This is a genomic window from Halomonas sp. BC2 (assembly GCF_002078115.1).
GTDB classification, from domain to species: Bacteria; Pseudomonadota; Gammaproteobacteria; order Pseudomonadales; family Halomonadaceae; genus Vreelandella; species Vreelandella stevensii.
In genome coordinates this window covers 100,317-125,405 of the sequence record NZ_LFGT01000003.1, presented here as the reverse complement: position 1 = coordinate 125,405, position 25,089 = coordinate 100,317, and the positions used below count along the sequence as shown (strand labels likewise).

25 protein-coding genes are annotated in these 25,089 nt (G+C 59.1%); 4 read left to right on the top strand and 21 right to left on the bottom strand.

All coding sequences use genetic code 11. The features are described 5' to 3' along the window. Positions 1-32 precede the first annotated feature (32 nt). Positions 33-449, top strand: coding sequence for a SufE family protein (locus B7L71_RS02035; protein WP_081135633.1), 417 nt, complete (start codon positions 33-35; stop codon positions 447-449). 12 nt (positions 450-461) lie between these two features. On the opposite strand, the gene yidD is transcribed toward B7L71_RS02035, so the two are convergent. From yidD to gorA, 10 genes are all read right to left on the bottom strand, one after another. Further along, positions 462-734, bottom strand: coding sequence for a membrane protein insertion efficiency factor YidD (gene yidD, locus B7L71_RS02030; RefSeq protein ID WP_237718584.1), 273 nt, complete (start codon positions 732-734; stop codon positions 462-464). 64 nt (positions 735-798) lie between these two features. Then, positions 799-1,269, bottom strand: a complete 471-nt coding sequence (gene hisI / locus B7L71_RS02025) for a phosphoribosyl-AMP cyclohydrolase (protein ID WP_016913841.1) — start codon at positions 1,267-1,269, stop codon at positions 799-801. Next, positions 1,269-1,718, bottom strand: coding sequence for a transcriptional repressor (locus tag B7L71_RS02020; protein ID WP_016913840.1), 450 nt, complete (start codon positions 1,716-1,718; stop codon positions 1,269-1,271). The genes hisI and B7L71_RS02020 overlap by 1 nt, the downstream gene beginning before the upstream one ends. 31 nt (positions 1,719-1,749) lie before the next feature. After that, complete coding sequence (locus B7L71_RS02015) at positions 1,750-2,748, bottom strand: alpha-L-glutamate ligase-like protein (protein WP_016913839.1); 999 nt, start codon at positions 2,746-2,748, stop codon at positions 1,750-1,752. Then, entirely contained in the window at positions 2,745-4,268 is a 1,524-nt protein-coding gene (locus B7L71_RS02010; protein WP_081135631.1) for an inactive transglutaminase family protein, read from the bottom strand. The genes B7L71_RS02015 and B7L71_RS02010 overlap by 4 nt, the downstream gene beginning before the upstream one ends. Before the next feature lie 38 nt (positions 4,269-4,306). Beyond that, entirely contained in the window at positions 4,307-5,143 is an 837-nt protein-coding gene (locus B7L71_RS02005) for an ATP-dependent zinc protease family protein (protein ID WP_081135628.1), read from the bottom strand. A gap of 211 nt (positions 5,144-5,354) precedes the next feature. After that, positions 5,355-5,747 carry an ectoine synthase gene (locus B7L71_RS02000; protein ID WP_016913836.1) on the bottom strand — a complete coding sequence of 131 codons (393 nt, stop codon included), beginning with the start codon at positions 5,745-5,747 and terminating at the stop codon, positions 5,355-5,357. Between the two features lie 43 nt (positions 5,748-5,790). Beyond that, the gene (gene ectB / locus B7L71_RS01995; protein ID WP_081135625.1) at positions 5,791-7,059 is read right to left on the bottom strand and encodes a diaminobutyrate--2-oxoglutarate transaminase; all 1,269 of its coding nucleotides are present in this window, start codon (positions 7,057-7,059) and stop codon (positions 5,791-5,793) included. 96 nt (positions 7,060-7,155) lie between these two features. Next, positions 7,156-7,734 (bottom strand): diaminobutyrate acetyltransferase, encoded by a 579-nt coding sequence (gene ectA, locus B7L71_RS01990; RefSeq protein ID WP_081135623.1) that lies wholly within the window; start codon positions 7,732-7,734, stop codon positions 7,156-7,158. Positions 7,735-7,985: 251 nt separating this feature from the next. After that, complete coding sequence (gene gorA / locus B7L71_RS01985; protein ID WP_139790016.1) at positions 7,986-9,395, bottom strand: glutathione-disulfide reductase; 1,410 nt, start codon at positions 9,393-9,395, stop codon at positions 7,986-7,988. A gap of 156 nt (positions 9,396-9,551) precedes the next feature. Between gorA and can the strand changes: the two genes are divergently transcribed. Then, positions 9,552-10,199, top strand: coding sequence for a carbonate dehydratase (can, locus tag B7L71_RS01980; protein ID WP_081135620.1), 648 nt, complete (start codon positions 9,552-9,554; stop codon positions 10,197-10,199). Between the two features lie 15 nt (positions 10,200-10,214). Here the strand turns inward: can and B7L71_RS01975 are convergent, their stop codons facing one another. From B7L71_RS01975 to B7L71_RS01950, 6 genes are read right to left on the bottom strand one after another with little or no spacing between them, the layout of a single operon-like run. Next, a complete protein-coding gene (locus B7L71_RS01975; protein WP_081135618.1) occupies positions 10,215-10,721 on the bottom strand; it encodes a c-type cytochrome in 507 nt (168 codons plus the stop codon). 31 nt (positions 10,722-10,752) lie between these two features. Continuing rightward, positions 10,753-11,373, bottom strand: coding sequence for a peptide-methionine (S)-S-oxide reductase MsrA (gene msrA, locus B7L71_RS01970; protein ID WP_016913830.1), 621 nt, complete (start codon positions 11,371-11,373; stop codon positions 10,753-10,755). A 10-nt stretch (positions 11,374-11,383) separates the two neighbouring features. Next, complete coding sequence (gene tamB / locus B7L71_RS01965) at positions 11,384-15,382, bottom strand: autotransporter assembly complex protein TamB (protein WP_446497337.1); 3,999 nt, start codon at positions 15,380-15,382, stop codon at positions 11,384-11,386. Between the two features lie 9 nt (positions 15,383-15,391). Next, a complete protein-coding gene (tamA, locus tag B7L71_RS01960) occupies positions 15,392-17,236 on the bottom strand; it encodes an autotransporter assembly complex protein TamA (protein ID WP_081135613.1) in 1,845 nt (614 codons plus the stop codon). 41 nt (positions 17,237-17,277) lie between these two features. Further along, positions 17,278-18,105: a hypothetical protein gene (locus B7L71_RS01955; protein ID WP_081135610.1), complete on the bottom strand. Its 828-nt coding sequence runs from the start codon at positions 18,103-18,105 to the stop codon at positions 17,278-17,280. Between the two features lie 9 nt (positions 18,106-18,114). Beyond that, positions 18,115-19,407, bottom strand: a complete 1,293-nt coding sequence (locus B7L71_RS01950; protein WP_016913826.1) for a nucleotide sugar dehydrogenase — start codon at positions 19,405-19,407, stop codon at positions 18,115-18,117. Positions 19,408-19,588: 181 nt separating this feature from the next. On the opposite strand from B7L71_RS01950, the gene ubiG reads away from it, so the two are divergent. Then, complete coding sequence (ubiG, locus tag B7L71_RS01945) at positions 19,589-20,332, top strand: bifunctional 2-polyprenyl-6-hydroxyphenol methylase/3-demethylubiquinol 3-O-methyltransferase UbiG (RefSeq protein WP_081135608.1); 744 nt, start codon at positions 19,589-19,591, stop codon at positions 20,330-20,332. Continuing rightward, positions 20,333-21,004 carry an HAD family hydrolase gene (locus B7L71_RS01940; RefSeq protein ID WP_081135605.1) on the top strand — a complete coding sequence of 224 codons (672 nt, stop codon included), beginning with the start codon at positions 20,333-20,335 and terminating at the stop codon, positions 21,002-21,004. 54 nt (positions 21,005-21,058) lie between these two features. Here B7L71_RS01940 and B7L71_RS01935 read toward each other — a convergent pair whose 3' ends face one another. The 5 genes from B7L71_RS01935 to tolA form a co-directional block, all read right to left on the bottom strand. Next, entirely contained in the window at positions 21,059-21,820 is a 762-nt protein-coding gene (locus B7L71_RS01935) for a YciK family oxidoreductase (protein ID WP_016913823.1), read from the bottom strand. A 27-nt stretch (positions 21,821-21,847) separates the two neighbouring features. Further along, the gene (ybgF, locus tag B7L71_RS01930) at positions 21,848-22,654 is read right to left on the bottom strand and encodes a tol-pal system protein YbgF (protein WP_081135602.1); all 807 of its coding nucleotides are present in this window, start codon (positions 22,652-22,654) and stop codon (positions 21,848-21,850) included. A gap of 52 nt (positions 22,655-22,706) precedes the next feature. After that, the gene (gene pal / locus B7L71_RS01925; protein WP_016913821.1) at positions 22,707-23,252 is read right to left on the bottom strand and encodes a peptidoglycan-associated lipoprotein Pal; all 546 of its coding nucleotides are present in this window, start codon (positions 23,250-23,252) and stop codon (positions 22,707-22,709) included. A gap of 45 nt (positions 23,253-23,297) precedes the next feature. Next, positions 23,298-24,584 carry a Tol-Pal system beta propeller repeat protein TolB gene (tolB, locus tag B7L71_RS01920; protein ID WP_081135599.1) on the bottom strand — a complete coding sequence of 429 codons (1,287 nt, stop codon included), beginning with the start codon at positions 24,582-24,584 and terminating at the stop codon, positions 23,298-23,300. Further along, positions 24,584-25,089: cell envelope integrity protein TolA (tolA, locus tag B7L71_RS01915; protein ID WP_081135596.1), on the bottom strand; the 506-nt coding region annotated here is incomplete at its 5' end. The genes tolA and tolB, both read right to left, overlap by 1 nt.

The following is a 25,089-nucleotide window of genomic DNA, read 5'->3' as shown; positions in this document are numbered from 1 at the left end:
CTTCAACGCACTTACCCTGAAAAGGAACCACCATGACCACTTCCGGTGCCGAGCTCGCCCAACAAGAGCTGGTCGAAGAGTTTGAAATGTTCGATAACTGGATGGATCGCTACCAGTACATCATCGATATGGGGAAGCAGCTCCCGGCGTTTCCCGCTGACAAAATCACCGACGAATTCAAGATTCAAGGCTGCCAGTCAAACGTGTGGATGTGCCATGAAGAGCAGGGCGGCCGCTTGATCTTCAAGGCCAAGTCCGACGCTGCCATCGTCTCGGGGCTTATCGCGGTGCTGCTGCGCATTTACAGCGAGCGCACGGCAGAGGAAATCCAGCGGACGGAACCGCATTTTCTGGCGGATCTAGGATTGGACAAGCACCTGTCACCCACCCGGAGCAACGGCCTGCATGCCATGCTGGAGCGCATCTATCAGGTGGCTAAGCAGCATTAGACAAGCAATTTGCTAATGCTCTGAAGGTTTGGAGGAGGGGCCTGAGCAGCAGCCATCATCTTCCTTGCAGAGCTGCTCGCTGCGGCCGCCAGGTACCGGATCCATACCCCCCGCGCTGCCGGGGTGGCAGCGCAGGATGCGCTTGAGTGCCATCCAGCCCCCTTTGAAAGGGCCGTGCACCTGGATGGCTTCGATGGCATAGGACGAGCAGCTGGGCCAGTAGCGACAGCGGGGGCCCAGGAGCGGACTGATCGTATATTGATAAAGCCGAACCAGGCCGACCATCAATAGTGACACTCCCTTGATCAGCGCGTTTTTTACCGCCTTCAACGCTTTCAAGAGGGTGCCTTCAAGGACTTTTTTTGCCATACAGGGTGGCGGGGTCGATCAGTGGTTCGCTGGTGATGGCGGCCTTGTGGGCATCCACCGCCACGTAAAAGCAGCTGCGCCTGCCGGTGTGACACGCGGGCCCCGTCTGGTCTACCTGCAGCAGCAGCGTATCGCCATCGCAATCCAGCGCAGCGCTTTTCAGATGCTGCTGCTGGCCGGACGTCTCGCCCTTGCGCCAGAGCGCCTGACGAGAGCGAGAGTAGTAGCATACTCGCTGGGTAGTGAGCGTTTCTTCCAGCGCTTCACGGTTCATCCAGGCCATCATAAGCACTTCGCCGCTGTCGTGCTGCTGTGCTATGGCAGGCAGCAGGCCATCCGAATTGAAGCGCACCGAGGCCAGGATGGTCGCCACATCGGGCAGCGTGTCTGAAGGGGAGGCGGACTCCAGCGACTTGAACAGGTCGCCGTCGTATTGGTTGACTGTGGACATCACGTATCACTCGCAGGTCGGCACGCCTGACACAAGCCCTGAAGCTCGATGGTTTGGCGCTCTACATGAAAGCCCTGACGCTTGGCCAGCGCAGCCAGCTGGTCGCTGATTTCGTCCAGATGAAGCTCTTCCACATAGCCACACTGGCGGCAAATCAACAGCTGAAAGCCGTGGACATGCTCCGGGCAGGCGCAGGCAACGTATGCGTTCTGCGACTCGATGCGATGCACCAGGCCTTGGTCGATCAGGAACTCCAGCGCCCGATACACCGTCGGCGGCCGAGCAGCGGCATGCTCCGTAGAAAGCTGATCCAGCAGGTCATAGGCTTTCAGACCGCCACCATTTTCGGCGATCAGCTCCAGCACCCGGCGGCGGATAGGGGTAAAGCGCACGCCGCGGGTGTGGCATTGAGACTCGGCTTGTTGCAGTAACGTGTTGGCTTCAGTCATTGGACAGCTCGTTGAACATCATGGGCCTAGTCTACGCGGTTGCCGAAGAGGTGTCAGGAGTTTCCACCAGCTCGCTTCGGCGCGCAAAGTGATGCTGGGCAAACGCAACGCGCTTGGCTACGGGAACGTTCTCTGGCTGCCGTTCGATCAAGTCCAGGCGGCGGCGCAGGCCTTCACCATTGGTCATCTGGATGGCCAGACCGGGACGCGCGTTCAGCTCCAGAAGCATCGGGCCATGCTCCCGATCCAGTACCATGTCGGTGCCAAGGTACCCCAGCCCAGTCATTTCATAGCAGCCCGCCGCCAGGTGCAGCAGCGTTTCCCACTGGGGCACCACCAGGCTGGCCAGATCATGCCCAGTGTCCGGGTGGCTGAAGCAGGGGCGGTCGAACTGGACACCGCGCAGCGCGGCTCCCGTGGCGATGTTCAGCCCTACCCCCACCGCACCCTGGTGGAGGTTGGCCTTGCCATCCGATGCCGCCGTGGACAGGCGCATCATGGCCATGACCGGATACCCCTTGAACACGATGACGCGAATGTCCGGCACGCCTTCGTAGGTATACTCCAACAGGCTCTCGTCGAAGTTGATCAGCGTTTCGATGACCGCGACATCAGGGGAACCCCCCAGCGAATAGAGCCCAGAGAGCAGGTTCGAGACATGCCGCTCGATATCTTCCATGGTCAAGGAAGCCCCACTGGGCTTGAAGAACAGGCCATCCTCGACCCGTTCGATCACCAGGATTCCCTTGCCGCCGCTGCCCTTGGCGGGCTTGATGACGAAGCCGTGGTGGCCTGCCAGCATCTCACTCATGTGCTTGACGCCGAATTGCGTGGCCACGGTACCGATCAGTTTGGGCGTGGTAATGCCGTACTGCTCGGCCAGCAGCTTGGTCTTGAGCTTGTCATCCACCAGCGGGTAAAGATGGCGCGCATTGTACCGGCCAATATAGCGAATATTGCGCCGGTTCATGCCAATGATGCCTTTATCCCTCAGCCTGGTCGGCCAGGTCCAGTTATCGAACCAACTCATGAGGGCTTCTCGTCATCGGTGATGGGTTTGAAGCGACGCAGTTCCAGCAGGCGATAACCGGTGTAGTTGCCCAGCAGCAGAATGAAGGCCATCAGGATCAGCTGTACGCCAAGGAAGTTGAAAGTGATGTGACGCACCCAGGGGTTGTTCATGGCCAGGTAAGCCAGCACCGCCGTGAGCAGGCTGCCGCCGCCCTGAATCAGCACTTGCTTGGGGCCTTCTTCCTCCCAGAGGATCGACATACGCTCGATGGTCCAGGCCAGAATGATCATCGGGAAGAAGGTCACCGTCAGGCCCGCACTCAGGCCCATCCGGTAGGCGAGTACCGTAAAGATGGAGATGATCGCGATGACCGTGATAATCACCGCCGACACCCTCGCCACCAGCAGCAGATTGAGATAGGAAAGATAGTTGCGGATGATCAGACCCACGCTGACGATCAACAGGAAACCGATCAGACCGGTGAGCAGGGTGGTCTGGATAAAGGCCAAGGCAATCAGTACGGGCATGAAGGTGCCCGACGTTTTCACGCCCACCAACACGCGCAAGAAGACCACCACCAGCGCGCCAATCGGGATCAGCAGAATCGTCTGGAACAGCGCCTGCTCTTCCAGCGGCAGGCTGTGAATCGAGAAGTTGAGCAGCGTATCATCAGAGTAGTGGTTGCGAACCGCCGCTGACGCGGGCTGATTGTGGGTCAGCATGGAGAATGATACCCGCGAGTTGGTACCGCCCTGTACTTCGAGTACGGCACGTCCGCCGGTTTCCCAGAGCAGCAGATTCTCAGGACGACCGCGCTCGCCGGTGGCGGGGTTGAACAACGCCCACTCTTCGGCAGCCTGGTCAAAGACCTGGATCCAGCTACTCAGGTTTTGGCGACGCCGCCCATCTTCGAGCAGCAGGCCGCTCACTTCACGGGCCTGAACACCCGCCTGGTTGAGTAGACGCACGATCAGCGCCGAAGGCTGCATCTGGGTCAGCAGTAAGCGAGCATTTTCCCCCTGACGATCTCCAGTGATATCGAGGATCAGCTCGCGGGCAAAGGTCGCGTTATTGGCACTGCGTGCCCAGGCGCGCTCGATGAGCTGGTTGGCCGCTGTGTCATAGGGGCTTTCCCAAGGGGTAATGCTGGGGATTCCTGGCGGCGTTTGAATGGGCGAGCGGGCGTCGGGGGATACCAGCATCTGCACTGAGTAGTAGAGCTGCTGACTACCGGCTGCGTTGCGAATGGTCCACTGCGCCTGACGACCCAGCTCATCGGCCTGGTACGCCAGACCATAGCCGGAAGAGGCCGTATTTTCAGTCAATACGCGATAACCCGCCTGATGCGAAGGCAGCGCGAAGTCCACCTGCACCGGCCCGTTCTGCGCATTGAAATTGATGACGGCTTCGATTTCCCATACCTGCCGCTGTTCACCCGGGAACCAGGGTATTTCGAACTGCAAATGCCTGTGCACGCTGGTGGCAATACCCGCCAGCAGCAGCAACCCAACGATAAAATAAAATGGCAACCGGGACATGATGATTCCTTTCAGCGTAAAGCGGCAGGGGAGTGATATTACTCTTCGGTATCGTCTTGATCGGCCGCTTCATCGTCAGCCGCCTGCTCAGAAGGCTCACCGCCTGGAAATTCGGGACGCTCATGAAGATAGGTTTCTGCCACGTCGATGGTGGCGATATCCATCATGAAGCGACGGCCCAGCAGCACCGGAAAATCCAGATGAGTACGATCGTTCAGGGTGAACTCGACGTTTTCGCGTATCGGCCCCAGGGTCATCAGCAGCGAGATTACCGGGCGCGACTCTTCGCCGGAGGCCTGGACGATTCTGACACGACGCTGAATGGGTGCCTCGATCCATTCGTCCCGAACGCGATCTACGACCACATCGTCTTCATTGAGTGCCAGCTTGAAACGCACCCAGTTCTCACCGTCACGCTCGAAACGCGTGATATCCGAAGCAGACAGCGAGGAAGTATTGGCGCCAGAATCCACCCGGGCCTTGAGGTACGTACCGATGCCGGGAAAGCCGACCCATTCGCTGCGCCCAAGCAGCGTCTTGCCGTCTTCGATGGCTTCTGTCGGACACTCTTCACGAATGATCACGGGCTCCTCACCACGTGCTTCGAGATTGGCGACATCGTCACGCAGCAGGCGCAGGAGGCTTCCCACTTCGCGCACGTCGGCGGTCAGCGCGCGCTGCTGGGCAAGCTGCTGTTCATTGAGCGCCGAAGAATCCTGACACTGTTGCTGCAAGCTGGACTCGAGTTCAAGGATACGCGTGTTGAACGACGCCTCGCTTAGTGGCGGGGGCTCATTCGATTCGGGCTGCGTCACTGCACAGCCTGCAAGTGACATCGACAAACCGGCCATTAGCCATAGAACACCTGAGCGCATAACGAGGGATATCCTTAAACAATAAGAGCACGAATGATAAGGAGAGGGTATCTGCTTGTCCAACGCCACGGCGGCTTTTCACGAGTGCATGAAGCGATTGCGCCATCCGATTTAACATAATATATATTATGCGAACTAATCTGGCACCAACCGACGACTGACGCAAAGCGGCCTGGCACCAGGCCAGGCCGCAAACACCTGCGTTCAACGATCAGTCGTCAGCGGGTGCGTAGGATCCATCTTCACGGTGCACTTCGTTGCCGGTAATCGGCGGCGTGAACACACAGGCCAAGTGCATGGTCTTGTGGGCACGCAGCAGGTGCTCGTCGTGCTGGTCGAGGATGTAGATGTCGCCCGGCTTGATGGGCCAGATTTTGCCATCTGCCAGGGTTTCCACTTCGCCTTCGCCTTCGATGCAGTAGACGGATTCGTAGTGGTGCTTGTAGTGAATATGAGTCTCGGTCCCTTCAAAGATGCGCGTGATATGGAACGAGAAATTGCCGCCGTCGTTGGCCAGCACTAGGCGCGTGCTATCCCAGTTGCCGTTTTCGGCCGTGACGAGACGGTCGGTTTTGCGTGCTTCTTCGATATTACGAACGATCATGGGCGTACTCCATAACGTGGCAGCCAGGGTAGCTGCCATACCATTAAGCGTTGATGACGTGCTTGACCGACGCTTCGAGAATATCCAGCGCTTCGAGCAAATCCGCATCCGGGATGGTCAGCGGGCACAGGCACTTCACCACTTCCCCATCCTGACCACTGGTTTCGATGATCAGGCCATGCTCGAAAGCCGTACTGGTGATCTTGTCGGCAATCTCACCCGAGACCACATCGATACCACGCATCAGGCCACGACCGCGCTCTGTAGCAGGCATGCCGTTCTCGCTGAGCAGCGCTGCCAAGGCCTTGAAACGTTCTTCGACGATACGTGCTTTACGCTGAACGTCGCGTTCGAAGGTATCGTTGGACCAGTATTTCTTCAGCGCCGCCGTGGCAGTCACCATGGCGAGATTGAAACCACGGAACGTACCGTTGTATTGGCCTGGCTTCCACTTGTCGAGCTCCGGGCGCATCAATACGTGGGCGAACGGCAAGCCAAAACCTGACAGCGACTTGGAGTTGGTCACGATGTCTGGCGTGATGCCTGCATGCTCGAAGCTGAAGAATTTGCCGGTACGGCCACAGCCTGCCTGAATGTCGTCCACGATGAGCAGAATGTCATGGGCACGGCAAATCTGTTCCAGGCGCTTGAGCCATTCCAGGCCCGCCACGTTGATACCGCCCTCCCCCTGCACGGTCTCCACGATGACGCCGGCCGGAACATCGAGACCACCCGACTTGTCGTTGAGCAGCTTCTCGAAGTAATCCAGCGTATCGGCGTGCTCGCCCATGTAGCCATCGAACGGCAGGAAGCTGGCACCCTGAGTGGGAATACCGCCGGTGGCTTCGCGGAACTTGCGATTACCGGTGGTGGCCAGTGCGCCCATGGTGACACCGTGGAAACCGTTGGTGAAGGTCACAATGTTATGGCGACCTTTAGCAACACGGGCCAGGCGAATGGCCGCTTCCACTGCATTGGTGCCTGTGGGCCCCGGCAGATGTACCTTGTAATCCAGACCCCGTGGTTTGAGGATCACATTTTCCAATGTTTCAAGATAGTCACGCTTGGCGCTGGTCCACATGTCCAAACCATGTACGACACCATCCGTGGCCAGATAGTCGATCATCGCCTGCTTCAGATGGGGGTTGTTGTGGCCGTAGTTGAGCGTGCCGGCACCGGCAAGAAAATCGATGTACTCACGCCCATTCTCATCGGTCAGGCGTGCGTTCTGCGCCTTCTTGAAAACGACAGGAAAAGAACGTGAATAGGTACGAACATTGGACTCCATGCGTTCGAGCGTCTGGGTCTGCATAAGCGACCTCCTTATCAGTCGGGTCTGGTTGGCCTGATCGGCAAAAAGTGACAGCCGGGGCAACACAAGCGGGAAAACCGTTAACCTTGAAAGCTGTCAGAGACTGCCAGTTTGAAACGGGCCGATTCTCACCAGGTTTTCCGGATCGTGCTCTCCACCGAGCTGCTCGGTCGAAAAGTATTCTCGGCTATTCAGCGGGGCCTGCCAGCGGGCAGCCAAACGGCGAAATAGCCCCCAGGATGCCTGGTTGTCTGGCGTAATGGTGGTTTCGAGGTGATGCACGTCATCCAGTTCAGGGCGCGACATGATCGCCTCTACCAGCCGCCGTGCAAGCCCTGTACCGCGGGCTTTCTCACCTACGGCGACTTGCCATAGGAAGTAGGTATCAGGTGCATTGTCTTTCACATAACCTGAGACGAAACCAACGATTTCGCCCTCTTCGCTAGTGGCCACTGCGCAGGTATCGCGAAACTGGGTTGCCAACAGCAGGTAGGCATACGCGGAGTTGACGTCTAGCGGTGGACACGCCTTGACCAGCTCGTAAATGCCCCAACCGTCGTCGGCGTTGGGCTTGCGAATGAACAGAGGCGATTCCGCATGGCCCACGACGGCATCGGCCACGGTGGGTCTGGCGAGTTCAGCAGAGGGCGTAAAAGGCTTGATAGGCGTACTCATGGTTATGCTTCGCTGTAGCGAATTTGAGTTTCATTATAACAGCTGATTATGAGCAATTCAAAAATCATATTATTTATCCGTGGCTTTTCCATAATTCAGGGTTATCAAAACACCTGCCCGGCGCGCTGGGATCCACTGCACGACCATGATTCACTGAGTCTAGAACACCCACGCGTATGCGCGAGACAAAAAAGAGGCAAGCTTCCGCTCGCCTCTCTGTTTGACACTAATGCCTCTGGCCGAGCCGACGCTCAGTAGCGTGATGGAGTCCTTAGCGTGACGAACTCTTCTGCCGCCGTGGGGTGAATGCCCACGGTACGATCGAAGTCTTCCTTGGTCAGCCCTGCGCGCACGGCAATGGCAATGCCCTGAATCAGTTCTCCCGCCTCTTCACCTACCATATGGGCCCCCACCACGACATCAGTGGCATCGTCGACGATCAGCTTCATCAATACACGCTCATCGCTCCCCGAGAGCGTGTGCTTCATGGGCTTGAAGTCGGTGCGATAGACCCGAATGCCGTCGAACTGCTCTCTGGCGGCTTCTTCGGAGAGCCCTACCGTGCCGATATTGGGATGACAGAACACGGCGGTCGGGATCGTGTGGTAATCCAGTGGTCGTGGAGCCCGCTGATGAAAGTGGATGTCGACCAGCTGCATGGCTTCTGCCAGCGCGACAGGCGTCAGTTCTGGGCCCGCGGTCAAATCCCCCAGCGCCAGAACGGAGGGCACGCGGGTCTGGAATTGAGCATCTACCGGCACCTTGCCGTCCGCATCCAGCTCGATCTGCAGCGTATCGAGCCCTAGTCCTGCCGTATTGGCTTTCCGGCCCGTGGCTGCCAACACGGCATCGACTTCCAATACGTCTCCGTTGGTCAGCTCGACCTTGAGTGCACCGCTCTCCAACGTATCGATACGAGCGATATTGACACCAAAATGAAGATTGACGCCTTTCTTGGCCATTTCCGCGCGGGTGAACTCCCGAACTTCCTGATCGAACCCTTTCAGGAACATCTCACCGCGATAAATGAGGTGGGTGTCGCTCCCCAGTCCATTGAAGATGCTGGCAAACTCCACCGCGATATAGCCGCCCCCCAGCACCAGGAAACGCTCAGGGAAGCGCTCAAGATCAAATACCTGATTGGAGGTGAGCGCCAGTTCGCTGCCCGGGAACTCAGGCACCCATGGCCAGCCACCCGTCGCCAGCAGGATTTTCTCGGCACTGTAAGTGGTTTCCTGACCCTCTTGGGTCAACACAACCTGATGCGGCCCTACCAACCGTGCACGGCCATTGAGCAGCGTGACACCCGCACCTTCCAGCATACGCTGGTAAATGCCATTGAGACGCTTGATCTCACTGGTTTTGTTGTCGCGCAGGGTGGCCCAGTCAAAGGTCGGCGGCGCACTCATTTGCCAGCCAAAACCTGCCGCATCGTCAAAGCTATCGTGAAAATGCGCAGCGTAGGAGTAAAGTTTCTTGGGCACACAGCCCACGTTGACGCAGGTGCCGCCCAGGTAACGATCCTCAGCCACCGCTACTCGAGCGCCCGTCGCGGCGGCCATGCGCGCGGCACGCACTCCACCCGATCCCGCCCCAATCACCAGTAAATCGTAATCATGCGCCGTTTTGGCTGACCCGGTGTCTGACATCGTTTCTGACATGGTTGCTTCTACTCCTTGCTTGAAGCTGCCGCACTTGATAGGCAGCCCCCGGTTGATCTGGAACTGACGAGACGAATAAAACTCGTTACTCTGTATGGCCTTGGCTGCATTGACATGCTGCCACTTTCGATGAAATACGTTCTCCCGGGAGACTCAATGTCCGATAAAATTGCCACGCTGCTGGAAAACAACCGCGCCTGGGCTGAGCGGATGTGTCAGGAAGACCCTGATTACTTCAAGCGCCTATCGAGCCAGCAAAAGCCAGACTACTTGTGGATTGGCTGCTCCGATAGCCGCGTACCGGCCAATCAGATCATCGCGTTGCCGCCTGGCGAAGTGTTCGTTCACCGCAACGTCGCGAATCTGCTGCACCATACCGACATGAACGCCCTGTCGGTGGTGCAGTATGCGGTCGACGTCCTCAAGGTCAGTCATATCATGATCGTTGGCCACTACGGCTGCGGCGGCATCAAGGCCGCCGTCACCGGAGGCGAGTGCGGCGTCGTGGACTACTGGCTGCACTCGGTGCGTGAGCAGTACAACCAGCACCGCCCAACGCTGGAAGCCTTGCCTCTCGACGCGCAAATCGATCGAATGTGTGAACTCAACGTACAGGCGCAAGTGAACAGCCTGTGTCGCACCAAGATCCTCCAGCGCGCCTGGCAGCGTGGCCAGAAGATCTCGGTGCATGGTTGGGTATATGGCCTGGACGATGGCCGGGTTAAAGACCTCGATTGCACCATCAGTGGGCTCGAACAGGTCGAGACCCTCTACCGTATCGACCGCGTTCAGTCGGGCGATTGAGCATAGGCCATCGCGCTAGTTGTAGCGATAAGCGCGGTGGCAGCTCCGGCAGCTGAGACTCACGTCCGAAAAGGCCCGCGTAGCGGCACGGTAATCCTCCTGCTGTGCGGCCTCCACCAGGTCGGCTACTTTTTCTTCCAGGTCAACGAAACCCGCCGAGAAGTCTTCCCACTCCTGCCATATTTCCGGCCGAGCATCGGAACCACGCCCATGGGTGCCTTCGATGAAGGCAGGCAGGAAGTGCGCTTGCGTGGCTTTCTGCTGCAGCTCCTCCAGGCGAGGTTCGGCCCCACGAGCATCACGATTATTGACCAGGTCAAAACGCAGCTGGCGCAGCAACCGCTCCAGGTCTTTCAACTCATCCTGGCGCCATATCACGGCTTCTCGTTCACTGGCAAACGGCGTATCTTTTACCGTTGTCGGCATGTCCGGCGTGCTGGCCTGAGTCGTCGACCCCAGCGTCAACAGCGCACACCCCGCCATGTTAATCAGCCATGGATAGTCACGTCCACGTCGCCACATCGTTGTTATCCTGTTCAAACGGTCATCGTTGTTAGCCAATCGCACAGGTCACGCCCGTGCCCTTCAACCCGCAATAGCCACCGGGATTTTTATCGAGGTACTGCTGGTGGTACGCCTCGGCATAGTAGAACGTGTCCAGCGGTTTGATTTCCGTGGTGATACGCCCTTTGCCCGCCGCTTCCAGCGCTTGTTGAAACTCAGCGGCACTCTGCTGGGCACGCGCCAACTGCTGCGCCGTGGTGGTGAAGATCGCTGAACGGTACTGGCTGCCGATATCGTTGCCCTGACGGTCTCCCTGAGTAGGGTCGTGCTCTTCCCAGAAAATCTGCAGCAGCTTTTCCAGACCAATCACACTCGGATCATAAACGACCCGCACGACTTCCGTGTGGCCGGTAAGCCCGGTACAGGTCTCCTGATAAGTAGGGTTGGGAGTGGTACCGCCCGCATAACCGGCAGCTGTGACGACCACACCGGGCTGACGCCAGAAAAGGCGCTCCACGCCCCAGAAGCAGCCCATCCCCAGCACGATTTCCTCGCAGCCAGCCGGAAATGGCGGATGCAGCGACGCCCCCGTCACGGTATGCACCTCACTGGTCTCAATAGGCGTGCTGCGGCCTTCGGGTGCCGTCTGGCGAGATGTAAAAAACGACATCGATGTTCTCCTATTGCTGCGGATAGACGTAAGGATCTCCCGAGCGGGTAAAGGTGTAAATCAGGTCAACCGCTTGATTCGCACCAGACACCGCCTGGAGGTACAAGTTCCGCCACAGGGTGTAGCGCAGCGTCAGCTCAGCGATGGGTGAGAAAATGCCTACCCCGTAACTGATGCGCAAGTCATCGGTCAGCTGGCCACTCACCGCCACTTGGCTTTCATCGCCCGCACCAGTGGTATCCAGCGTCAGGTCATCGATCCCGAAGGCTTGTCCCAGCGAGCCGACGGCCCCTCCGGTACGACCCAATGACATGCCGATCAGTGCCGTGGTCAGGGCACTATCGATGCCGCCACCCGAAGCGTCAGGGGCACGACCACGTAACAGATACGAAAGCGCGCGGGTCTCATCCATGGAGGGTTCGGAAAAGATCATGACGTTCGGCTCTTCTGCGTTGCCCGAGACCCGCAGCCCGGCAATGACTTCGTCTTCGGTAATGTCCGGATTACGAATCGCTTCGAAATCCAGCACGGGCAAGCCGGGCGGACCGCTAAAGAGCAGTTGGCCACGCCGAATCAGCAAGTCCTGCCCAAAGGCCTGGAAGCGGCCATCCACCAGGTTTACGTCACCAAACAGCTGCAGTACCCCGCTCTCCTGGCGTATTTCCAGGCTACCCCCTAAACCAGACTCGAGGCCGTAGGCGGAAATCTGCATGTCGCGACCCAGGGTCAAGGTAATCAGGACATCGATGGCCATTCCCGTGGCCGCCAGTTCTTCAGCAGCGCTGGGGTCTTCGCCCGCTGCGATGGCGCGCTGGCGCGCCTGTTCGGCTTCTCGATCATCACGCTCGGTAATGATGATCTCATCGGGGCTGGGTGAAGTGGCCGACGAGGGCAGATCGCCTATTTCCAGCCGCGCCCAGGGCAAGTCGACATTGCCCCTGACCTGCAAACGCTCTGGAGTAATGCGTACACGGATGTCTGGTGCGGCTTCCAGGCGGCCGAACTGGGGCAGTACCACCAGCAGGGGCTCCTGAGTGGCGTTGAGATCTATCCCGATCCGCCAAGCATCGCTGGCTGGCCAATAAGCTTCGCCGCTGATGTTCAACCGGCCTCTTTCGGCGGCTACGAAGCCGTCGATATCCCCCTGCTCGCCGTCGAAGGTAATGCCGAATTCACCGTCCTGAACGTCCACCGGGATGTCCGGGCCATGTACTCGCAGGCCACGCAAGGCGAGTTGCCCCTGCAGGTCGGGCTGCTGTGTGCTGCCACCAATTTGGACGCTGCCGTTCAGCGCCCCCTCGAGGCGGTCCATGCCCAGCATCATCGGACGATAGGGTTCCAGGGAGACATTGTTGGCACGCAGTTCGCCTGCCAAGGCTCCTTGACCCAAGGGGTCGTTGACGGAAAGATCGAGGGTTATTTCTCCGGCTTCGGACAGCGAGAGCAGCAGGTTGGCATCGGCCTGTGATTGATTGGCCTCGATTTGGGTATCCAGACTCAACACCGGCAGGGCCACCGGCTGGCCGTAATCGTTGATGGCGGTGATCGCCAGCTCACTGAGTACTTGCACGTTGGCTTGCCAGCGCGCGCCTCCCTGACGCCAGTTGGCCGCCAGCTCAGCGGTCGTGGCACCTTCGAAGCTCCACTCTTCGGGCAAGAAAGGTTCGAGCATCTCCATGGGGACTTCGCTGACTCGCAGGCTGGCTTGCCCCTGCTCTGCCGATGCCGTCATGGGCTCATCCGAACAGACCAGGCCGCCTTCCAGTCGCCGCAAGCAGAATGGCGACAGTCTCGCCTGGCCATTGGCCAGGTTGTAGCCGATATCCAGCGGCGCTTCGAGGCGAATACTGCCCGCCTCGCTGTCCAGCTCCAGCGGCATCAGCCGGGCTTGATACTGCTCCGTAGCCTGATTGAAGCGGCCATCCAAAGCCAACGAGGCAGCGCTGAGCACATTGCCTGGCGCACCGTCGACATTGACGCTCAGAGTGTGTTGAGACAAGCGCCCGCTCAGATTGACGGCCAGGCTGGATAGCGCCTGCCCACCGGCATTGACACTTTGGGCATCGAGTTCGACACGCAGAACCGGATCATCGACCCCCTGAACATTGGCCACCAGGCCAAGGGTTTCAATACGGTTTTCGGCAAACCTCAGTTGATTGCCGGTCAAGCGTGCGACCAACTCGGGGGCACTAAAGCTCCCGGTAGCGCGGAGGTCGCCGCTGAGGCGACCGGCCAGCTCCGGGTGCAGCGTTTGCAGTTCGGTGAGCGCGATATCCGCCTGCAGCGACATGGCTTGTTCACTCACCTGGCCGGAAGCCGTCAGGCGGTTGTTCCCCTGCGTGAACAGCAGTCGTTCGATAGCGACTTCCAAATCGCTGTTGGCCTCCAGCGCGGCCTCCAGCGTCAGCGGATACTCTTGCAACTCACCGTCGATGGCCAGCTCAGGGAGCGCAATGTCCCAACGCTCTCCCTGCTGCTGAACGTTGGCAGTCAGGCGCCCATTCAGGTTGCCTTCCAACTGGTCGACGAATAGCGAGGGGTCGACACTGCTCAATTGCACACTGGCATCGATGCGCAGCGCGTCGGCCCAGTTCACTTGTCCTTCGCTGGTCAAGCGGCTCTCTTCGATACGCAGGTTGAGGGGCGCCCAGCGGAAGGAGGTCATGTCACCATCGCCGGTCAGGTCTATCGACGTATCCGGCACCTGAGGCGCCTGCGCGTCGACCAGCAGCCGCACGGCGTAGGCGTCCAGGCTACCGTTGACGGTCAAATCCACATCTTGTGCCACGTAGGTGGTGCCGGGATCACGCTCCATGCTTTCCAGCGGCCACTCGACGCGTTCGCTCTGCAGCCTCGCGGTAAAGGGCACATCAGGCGCCAGGACATCGACGTCGGCCGCCAGGGTCGCGTTGATCTGCCCCGACACATCCAGCTCCGCCGACAGATCCGCCAGCGAGCCAGAAAGCCGAAGCGTCAGCGTTTCTCCGCTCAAGGCCGGGAAGAGTTCCGGCAGCAGAAGCACGCTGTGCAGCTCGGCTTCCAACGGGTAATCGTCTGCCAGCGTCACATCCGCCATCAACCGCGCCGTGGCATCCCGGGTATCCACCTCAAGCGTAGAAAGCACCACGTTGTCACGCTCAGCATGTCCGGCCAGCAGTACTCGCTCCACGTCATAGGTGAACGCACCTGCCACGCTGACATCGGTGACCAACAGCGAGGTGATCGCCACATCGATGGGTAGCTCAATGGCTGGCAGCGACAGTCGTTCACGCGGTGCCGGGGAACCCGCTATTGGCTCCTCATCGTGGGGCTGATTCACTTGGATGGCACTATCGATACCGACGGCGGTGAGCGGCGTGTCGATATCCTCTGTGAGCTGCCCACCCGGTGAAAGCGGCAGATGAACGGCCAGGCGTTCAAGGCGCGTCGGCTCGATGATGACCTGCTGCCGTGCGCCAGAGAGGGAGGTGGTAAAGCGCTCCCAGGCCACATGGGTGCCATCGGCCAGGTGCAGTTGAACGTCACTGAGATCGATATCACGCAGCTCGATAGGGAATGGCAGGTGAATACGCGAAAGGGGCGTGGATTCGCTGTCGGGCTCTTCAGGTGCATCGCTGGCAGACAAGCGGATATCGGCGCCCGAGAGGTGCAATCTTTCCAGGCACAGCCTACCTGACAGCAGACAATCGTCGGCCCAGGCAAGCTCCACCTCATCCAGGGTCACCTGCGTGCCGCCCACGGCCAAGTGAAAGCCCTGAAGCCGAAAGCTCTCCAGCAGCGCCCCTTCCTGCTGTTCATAGCTGAACCAGCCGCGCTGTTCACCTTGTGAGAACAGCTGTGCCGTGCCCCAGGGGGACAGCGCCACACCCAGCAACAGGGCGGCCAGGCCCAGCACCCAAAGGGGCAACAGAATCATCAAACGCAGCAGACTCCACAGCGTCAGCCATAGGCGACGACGACTAGAGAGCATCTCGCGGTTTGGGGGTGTCGTTACATCAACCTTGGCCAAAGAGCTCTCCTAGAATTCTGGTCCGATCGAAAAGTGCACGCGGTAGTCATCGTCGTTGTCGAACGGGTGCGCCACGTCGAAGCGTATTGGGCCCACCGGCGATACCCAACGCACACCTACCCCCGCCCCGGTCTTCAGATCTTCGGGGCCCCAGTTATCGAATGCATCACCGCTGTCGACGAAGGCAGCGCCCCACCAGTCGCCCGTCACGCGGCGCTGATACTCCAGCGTGGAGGTCAGCATTTGCTGGCCACCGCGCAAACGACCCTGCTCGTTACGCGGCGAGAGGCTTTCGTAGGAGTACCCGCGTACACTGCGATCCCCACCGGCAAAAAAGCGCAATGATGGCGGTAGTTTATCGAAATCGTCGGTTTCGATGGCGCCAACGCTCAGGCGCGCCACGAAGCGGTTGTCGCTGCCCAGCATGCGTATCCATTCGGTGTCGCCGGTGAGTCGGGCAAAGTCGGCATCCGAGCCCCAGGTACTATCGGAGTATTCCAACGACAGCTGCTGACGGTCTCCCCAGACGGGGAATCGCTGTGGGCGAGTGCGCGTACGCGACCACTGGATGCCGGGATAGAAGATCCACACCTGGTCGGCCTGGCCACCCTGGGTAAAGTCCTCGTAGGTAGTTCTGAAGTACAGCGTTTGCACCCAGCGGTTCTCGAACTCCCAGCGCCGCGCTATCTCGACCGTGCCTTGCAGTGAGCGGGTATCGCTGTCATCGATATTGCGCACGCCGTACTGGAGGCGATAGTTGTCCCGGATCGGGTCTTCAAGGGGGATGTTATACACCCCGGTGAAGCGCTGCTCGGGCGCCGACAGGTAAAGATTATGATCCAGGCTATGCCCTAGCTGATTGATCCACGGCTGACGCCAGCCAAAGCGCAGCCTGGGGCCTACATCGGTGGCAAAGCCTATCCCCACCTCATACTGGTGGCGGTCGGCGGGTTCAACATTGACGTCAATGGGAAGACGCGTGTCGTCGCGACGATGAAGGCTCAATGCGCTGGTCAGCGCCGCACTGCTAATCCGTGGCCGCTCTGGCTGAGTGGCAGCGACTTCGCTCCACCAGGGATCTCCCCCGCTGGGGGGCGCTATGATCAATTCATGGGCGGTTTCCAGGCGGGGACGCACGGAGACCGAACTGAACCAACCGGTTTCTGCCAGCCGCTGATTGTAGAGGGCCAGGGACTCGGCAAGGTAGGGGTCGCCTGCTTCGAACGTCTGCATCTGCCGAAGACGGTCAGGCTCGATATGGCTTCCGGTGATAAGCGTGTTGCCGAACTGGTAGCGAGGCCCGCTATCGAAGCCCATGTAGAGCCTCGCGCTTTCCAGGTAGGGGCGCACTTCCATACGCCGGTCCGAAAACCCCCAGTCGAAATAGCCGCGCTCGATGGCCAGCCCGGAAAACTGATTGCGCAGCCGATCCCAGGGTGCGTGGCGCAAAGGGTCGCCGACGTTGAGGGGAAAATCGTCCAGGGCTTCCTGAAAAGGCGGATCGTCTGCCGCATCGCCAGTGACGTTGATCTCCAGGACTTCAATGGTAACGCGTGGCCCCGGCTCGATACGCACGGCGACCGGCGTCTCTTCGAGAGAGACACGCACCTCGGGCTGGTAATAGCCATACACCCGCATGGCTTCCTGGGTGCGCTGACGAATTTCCCCCTCCAGGCGTACATCGGTGTACTGCTCTGCGTCGATATTTTCGAGGTAAGCACTGATATTGTTGCGCACCTGCTGGTTGACGCCGCTAATATTGGCCTCGAGCCCCCATACCGATACCGAAGCCACCCATAGCGGTAGTGCGCAAACCACGCGCGCCATGCCGGACCATCGCCGTTGTCTTCCCATACGCTTTTATCCCTAACCCCAAATTATCGGCTTGCGGCATGCTAGTTACGCAGCATCTCCATTTGTGCGCTGAAGGCCAGCTGGGCTTGACGCACTTGCCGCACATCGCTTTCGAGGGTGGCCAACCGCTGCGACCACTCGGCCTCCAGTGACGCCAGCTCGGACTGGCTGGCAAACGTGGCAGAGGTATCATCCTCCAGCACTTCAGACAGCTGGCCCAACTGCTGCTCCATGGTAACACGCCACTGCTGCTGCTCTGCCAGTGCGGCTTGCTCACTGGCCAATTGCCGCTCCAGTTCCTCGAGTCGTTGGCCAAAGGTCTGTTCCAGGTAAGAGACCTCTTCCAGCAAATTTTGTCTACCGGAAGTTCCTACCTGTTCCAGCGCATTCAGCGACGCACGAATCGCAGCAAGCTGATTGTCTCGCATGGCAGCTTGCTCCTGTAGGCGTTCGAACTGCTGCGACACAGAATCCAGCGCATCGCTGGAAGCGCTGGCCTCATGGTCCGTAAGTAGCCCATACAGCTCTTCACGTGTGGTGGTGAGCGCGATGGCAAGCTGCTCTTGCTCCTGGAAAAGCGTGGCCATCTGAGCTTGTACAAAGGTTATCTCATCCTGAGCATCAGTGTCACCCGAGTCCAATCGTGCATGCAGATTAGAGACTTCGCCACTGACACGACTAACCTGGCGGAGTAGCTCTTCGCGCTCGTACCACAGCAACACCGACGCCCCGGCCAGGGCCAGGAAGAGCAACATCAAGAAAAACCATAATGGCCAGAGCCTGGGCCCCTTGCGATGCCGCAAGTGCTGAGCAGTAAAGCTCTGGTCGACATCCGGCACGATACGAGGTGATGAGATGGCGTCAGACATGGTTTTTCCTTAGGGCAATATCGGGTCGGCGCGTCGTCCAATTCCCCGGTAGTGTAGGCCACAGCTGGCGACAAAAGCAGGGTCGTAGATATTGCGGCCATCCAGTACCAGCTTTTCTCCCAGTAGCGTCGCCAGGCGATGCCAATCCGGGTTCCAGTAAGTCTTCCATTCAGTCACCAGCATCAAGGCATCTGCCCCTTGGCACGCAAGGTAAGGGTCTCCCTGAACAGGGATCAGATCATCCCGCTGGCCCACTACTTCATGCAAAGCTGGCAACGCGGCAGGGTCATGCAGCTTGACCGTCACGCCCTGCGCCCACAGGGCCTCTAACAGCGTGAGTACCGGGGCGTGGTCGATGCGTGCCGTTCCCGGCTTGAAGGCGGCCCCCCACACGGCAATCGTTTTACCCGCCAGGTTGCCGTCGAAAAACGTCCATAGCTTTCTGAACAGGGTCTCTTTTTTCTGCTCGTTGATATCCATGACCTGCTCCAGCAAAGCGGAGTAACGGCCATGCGCCGATTGAACATCGGCCAGCCCCATCAGGTCACGGGAAAAATTGGGCCCACCAAAGCCACAGCCAGGATAAAGATACTCGAAACCGATCCGGCTATCCGCCCCCATCCCCTGTCGCACATGCTCCACATCCACGCCTAGCGTATCCGCCAGGCCAGCAATTTCGTTCATGTAGCTGATACGTGTCGCCAACATACCATTGATCGCCAGTTTGGTCAGTTCAGCCGCTCGACAGGGCATGCGCTGGAACACTTCACTACGGCGGTTGAAGGCGCGCAATAGCTCACGGGTGACCTGCTCACCGTGGGCATCGTCACAGCCCAGCAACCAACGCATCGGCCGTGTAAAAGCGGCCCACGCCCGCCCCTCCTCCAGGGTATCAGGCAGCGCCACACGGCTATGTTGACGGCCCATTAGCGCATGCAGACGCTCCGTTTCACCCACAGGGAAGGTCGAGTTATTGATCAGCACTCCCCCATGATAACCGGCAAACAGCGGGCTACTGAGCAGTTGGCGCGCAGAATCACGCTGGCTGGGAGACAGTGCCAACCAGACCACATCGGGGGTGTGAGAGGCGTCAAGTGTTTCGATGACACGTAGTTGGCCCGACGCCAGGGCCTGTTCCAACTGCACCATGAGCGAAGGCTCGCGGCGCAGCCAGTCGACCTGGGCCAACGATGACCATGGCATGTTTTCATGCAACAGCCAGTCCACCTGGTGTCCTACCCAGGCGAGTGCGGCAGCCGCCGTGGCGGCACTCAGCTCGCTACCGTGCAGTAATACCCGCATTCAAAGGCTCTCCATGGCAAACAACCGTCGATAAAATAGGGGGTTGGGCATCATGCCTCGCTCCTTTTCATGCGTTCCGCTCCGGGAGTGGTTAGAATACTCCCATACTCAACGATAGAAGGGTGATGGGCAAGGCATTGCCCTCTCCGCTTTATTGCCGACTTGCTCAGGGAGCCATACCATGTCATCGACTCTTCAGGATAGCACCACTGACCGCCTACAGGGCAACGTTGATGCGGCAGAAGTTGCCAAATTTGAAGCACTTGCCAGCCGCTGGTGGGACCCTCACAGTGAGTTCAAGCCACTGCACGACATCAACCCTTTACGGCTGGACTTCATTGATGCTCGCGCTGGCCTGGCAGGCAAACAAGTGCTGGATGTAGGTTGTGGGGGCGGCATCTTGAGCGAAGCCATGGCGCACCGTGGCGCACGCGTGACCGGTATCGACATGGGCGAAGCACCGCTGGGAGTGGCCAGACTGCACGCTGAAGAGAGTGGTGTGGCTATCGACTACCAACACATTAGCGTCGAAGCCCTGGCCGCCCAACAGCCGGGGACGTTCGATGTGGTCACCTGCATGGAAATGCTGGAGCACGTGCCAGACCCGGCTTCAATTATTCATGCCTGTAGCCAACTGGTGCGGCCAGGCGGCCACGTTTTCTTCTCTACGCTGAATCGCACGCCCAAATCCTACGCCTTCGCTATCGTCGGTGCCGAATATCTGCTCAAGCTGCTTCCCCGCGGCACCCACGATTACGCAAAATTCATTCGCCCGTCTGAAATGGCCCACTGGGCGCGTAGCGCCTCGCTGGAAGTGCGTGAGCAGAGCGGCTTGACCTATAACCCGCTCACACGCCACTACCGCTTGGTGGCCCACGACGTATCGGTCAACTATATGATGCACTGCCGCAAGGTGAGCGAATAGATGTGTCGTTCAGCCCCCCATGCCGTGATCTTCGATCTGGATGGCACGCTGGTGGACACAGCGCCGGACCTGGCCGCCGCCACTAATGCCTTGAGAGCCCATCATGGCCTCGCGGCCCTGCCCTTCGAACAGATTCGCGGGCAGGTCTCCAACGGTGGCAGCGCGCTGGTCACCCTGGCTCTGGGCCTCGAAAATGGCAGTGACGAGCATGAGCAGGCGCGCGACTTTCTACTCAATGCCTACGAGCAAAAAGTGGCCGTACACAGCCGCCTGTTTTCGCCGCTGGACGTGTGGCTGCATGCCTGGCAGGAAAGCGCTCGCCCTTGGGGGATCGTTACCAACAAGCCACGGCGTTATACCGTTCCGCTGTTGGATGCCTTGGCCCTTACCCCCGGCACACTGCTGTGTGCCGATGACTTGAGCGTCAAGAAGCCTGCGCCGGAACCCTTGTGGGAGGCCGCCAGACAGCTGGGAGTCGCGCCAGAGCGTTGTTGGTACATAGGCGATCATGTCAGGGACATGCAGGCAGCGCGAGCGGCTGGCATGCTGGCCGTAGCGGTGGGCTATGGCTACATCAGCGAAGAGGATGACTACCAGCAGTGGCCTGCCGATGTCTGGTTTGCGACGTGCGAGGAGCTAGTGGCCGCGTTAGACGACCACCGCTCCCAGTGACATGCTCATCGGCCCATGGGGCCGATGGCGCACTTGCTGCATTCTTCAGGCATATCAACTACGCGGCGGCTGGGCATCGTACTTCTGGCCGCTGACCCCTTGGCTGTCCGGGCCCATCAGCCATAGGTAGGTGGGCATGATCTCTTCTGGCGTGCGCAACGTTAGCGGGTCTTCGCCAGGATAGGCCGAACGCCGCATCTGGGTTCGCGTGGCACCAGGATTGAGCGTGTTCACCCGCACATGCGGCTGATTTTCGAGCTCGTCTGCCAGCACCTCCATAAACCCTTCGGTGGCAAACTTGGAGACTGAGTAGGCGCCCCAATAAGCACGACCTTTACGGCCGACGCTGGAGGAGGTAAAGATCACCGACGCGTCATCAGACGCCTGCAGCAGCGGCAATAGCGCCTGGGTCATCCAGATGGGGCCGTTGATGTTCACCTGCATGACCTGTTCCCACAACTCGGGATTGTACTGGTCGAAGGGGGTGATACGGCCCAACAGCCCTGCATTGTGCAACAAACCATCCAGCCGACCGAACTCGTTGTTCAACGTCTCGGCCATGTCGTGGAAGTCTTTTAACGTAGCGCCTTCGAAGTTCAACGGGAAAATGGCTGGCTGAGGACCGCCTTGAGCTTCGATTTCATCGTAAACGCGTTCCAGCTTGGCAATGGTACGACCAAGCAAAATCACGGTTGCCCCATGTTTGGCATACTCAAGCGCTGCAACGCGCCCTATGCCATCGCCCGCACCGGTTACCAACACGACGCGGTTTTCAAGCAAGCCAGGCGCTGGTTGATAGTCGATTTTGCAGTTCATGAGGATTCCTTGATCCAAGAAAGCCGATTAACCGGCTGATTGACGGAGAAAATCATTGGCAAGGCCAGCAGCACTGCTTTGCGGGTAGTCGTCACGCACTTGCTCCAACAGCTCACGACTGCGTGCCGCTTCCCCTTTGCGCGCCTTGACCAGTCCCAGCTTGTAAAGCGCATCAGGCACTTTGGAGCTGCCACTGTATTGCTCGATGACACGTGTAAAGGCCTGATCTGCCGCATCCAACTCACCTTCCGCCGCGTACAACTCGCCCAACCAGTAATGGCCATTGGCGGTCAGGCTGCTGTCAGGATGATCGGCCACGAACGCTTCGAAAGCCGCAATGGCATCGCCGAACTGGCGCGCCTGCACATGAGCAAAGGCAGCCTGGTAATCGGCCTGAGCGTCGTCACTGACGTTGCGGGTCGATGGGGCCTGGGCCACCTGCTCGGCAACTTCCGGTTCGACCTGAGGCGTGGACTGCTCGATCTGACTGGGGCCGCTGCTCATCAGGCGGTCTTCGATATCCAGATACTGCTGCTGAGACTGTCTACGCAGCTGTTCCAACTGGTGACGCAGCTCTTCGATCTGCCCCCGCAGCTGCTGGATTTCCTGCTGGTGCTCTTGCACCTGATTGAACAGCACCAGATTGCCACCCGACGCCTCCTGACGCTGCGTCTGCTGGTAGAAACCCGAGGAACCGGAAGAGAGGTCTTGCACCAGCGGCTGTTGGGCAACGGCTGAAGCAGAGAGCAGGGATAAGGGCAATACGGACAGCGGGAGCACCAGGGCTCCCGCACCGCACAGCCTCTCAAAATAGCGTTTGAGACTGTGATTCATTGATAGCTCCGAAGGGCCGTTGGCGTGCCTGATAACAGGCACGCCAACGCTATCAGTAGTTGAAGACTACGCGACGGTTCTGAGAGTAAGCGCTTTCGCTCTGACCGCTTACCGCCGGACGCTCTTCACCGTAGCTGACAACGCTCATCTGTGAGGGAGAAACGCCCTGAATGTTCAGGAAGCGCTGCACGGCTCCGGCACGACGCTCGCCGAGGGCCATGTTGTATTCACGCGTACCGCGCTCGTCGGTATGACCATGCAGAACGACGCGCGCGTTCGGGTTGGCACGCAGGTAGCGAGCGTGGGCCATGACGACCGACTCGTACTCGCTCTTGATGGTATCGCGGTCGAAGTCGAAATAGATGGTACGCACTTCAGGAATACGCGAGTCAGCTTGCTGGCCAGCACCCGCACCCGAGCCAGTAGTAGAGCCATACTGACCCCCCGCACCTGCACCCGAGGTACCCGTGCCCACGCTGCTGCCAGTCTGGCTGCCGTAAGCGTCTCCGTCCTGGGATCCGCCGGTGCTGGAACAGCCAGCGATAACCACGATAGATAACGCTACTGCCAATGAGCGAGCCAACGGCTTAAGTTGCATAATCAGACTCCTTGCCTGAAAACAGAGATTAGTGCTGTTCATTCATTAATTTAAGAAAGGTGACCATGCAGGGTCACGTACTTCGCCTTGCGCTGCTGGCAGCCTGAACGATGAACGGCCATCGGCTGACACGGCACTGAGCACTCCCGCACCACCCTGCTGGGTAGCGAAGATTACCATGGTACCGTTCGGTGCAACACTAGGAGATTCATCTCTTGTTGATTCGCTCAACACCACTAAGCGACCACCCCCAAGATCCTGCTTGGCAACCTGATACCCCCGGCTCGAACGATGGATGAAGAAGATCTCTTCACCGTCGGGAGAGAAGCGGGCACGGGCATTATAGTTACCTGTGAACGTAATGCGATTAGTTTCGCCACTACCCAGCGAATATTGATAAATTTGCGGTCCACCGCTGCGGTCAGAAGTGAAAATCAGGCTGCGGCCATCGGGTGACCATGCGGGCTCGGTGTCGATACTGTTGCTTTGGGTGACACGCTCAACGGAGCGGTTGGCCACATCCAGAATGTAGATTTCCGGTTGACCATCCTTGGAGAGCGACATGGCAATGCGACGACCATCAGGTGACCAGGTTGGCGCGCCATTGATCCCGTCGAACGACGTCGCCTGGACACGTTGGCCGGTGGCCACGTCCTGAATGTAAATGGCCGCCTTGCCAGATTCGAAGGAGACATACGCCAACTTGCGGCCATCCGGGGACCATGCCGGCGACATGATCGGCTGGTCAGAGGTCAACACTTGCTGGCTTCTGCGACCATCGGCATCGGCCACGTACAGGCCGAACTGCATGTTATCGCCCACGCCCTGCGCCGTTACGTAGGCAATACGCGTGGAGAATGCACCACGAATATCGGTGATCGCTTCGAAGATCTCATCGCTGATATAGTGCGCCGCCCCACGCAGATCATTACTGTTGGCGGTGACGGTTTCGCGAAGAATTGACCGCTGACCGCTGATATCCATCAGGTCGAACTGCAGCTCATAGCCGCTGCCCGATTGGCGCGCCCGGCCTACCACCAGATAGCGAACATCCAGTGAACGCCAGGTACCGAACTGAACGTCGCTGGCCTGGCTGGGGCGCTCGAACATGGCACCACGGTCCAGCGGTGAAAAGAAGCCGCTGCGCTCAAGGTTGTCCTGAATGATCTGAGCCACGTCCTCGGGCAAGCCTTCGCCACCCTCGAACGGAACCACACCAATGGGCAGCGCACGGTCACTGCCACGGGTTATTTCAATGGTCAGGTTTGCGCTTGCCACACTGCTGATCAATAGCAGTACGCAAAAAAGCCACACTTTGCTCAACGTTTGCATCAGCGAACATCCCCCGGGGTAAATCGCAGATTAAATTGACGTAAATTGCGCTGCTGATCCGCTGGCAAGTCGCGTAACTCGCCAAACGGTGCTGCATGTTCGACCGCCTGCATCGCCGACCGGTCAAAGGCACTGTCACCACTTGAAGTGACCACCGATGTGGCTAGCAGTTCGCCCGATGGTCCAAGCCTTACCTGTATGGTAGCACTCATCGAGTTACTTGCTCCCGGCGGAATGACCCAGGCCTGCTCAACGGCTCGCCGCACGATATTAATAAAGCTGTTTGCCGCCTGCTGGGCCTGCTGAGCATTGGCGGCCGCTTCGGCTTCACCCGCCAACTGGCGCTGCATGGCCGCTTCTGCCGCTTCGGCAGCACGACGCTCCTCGGCTTCCCGTTGGCGCCGGGCCTCTGCTTCGGCTTCTCGCTGGCGCTGGGCTTCTGCCTCGGCTTCCCGTTGGCGTTGAGCCTCTGCTTCGGCTTCTCGCTGGCGTTGAGTCTCTGCTT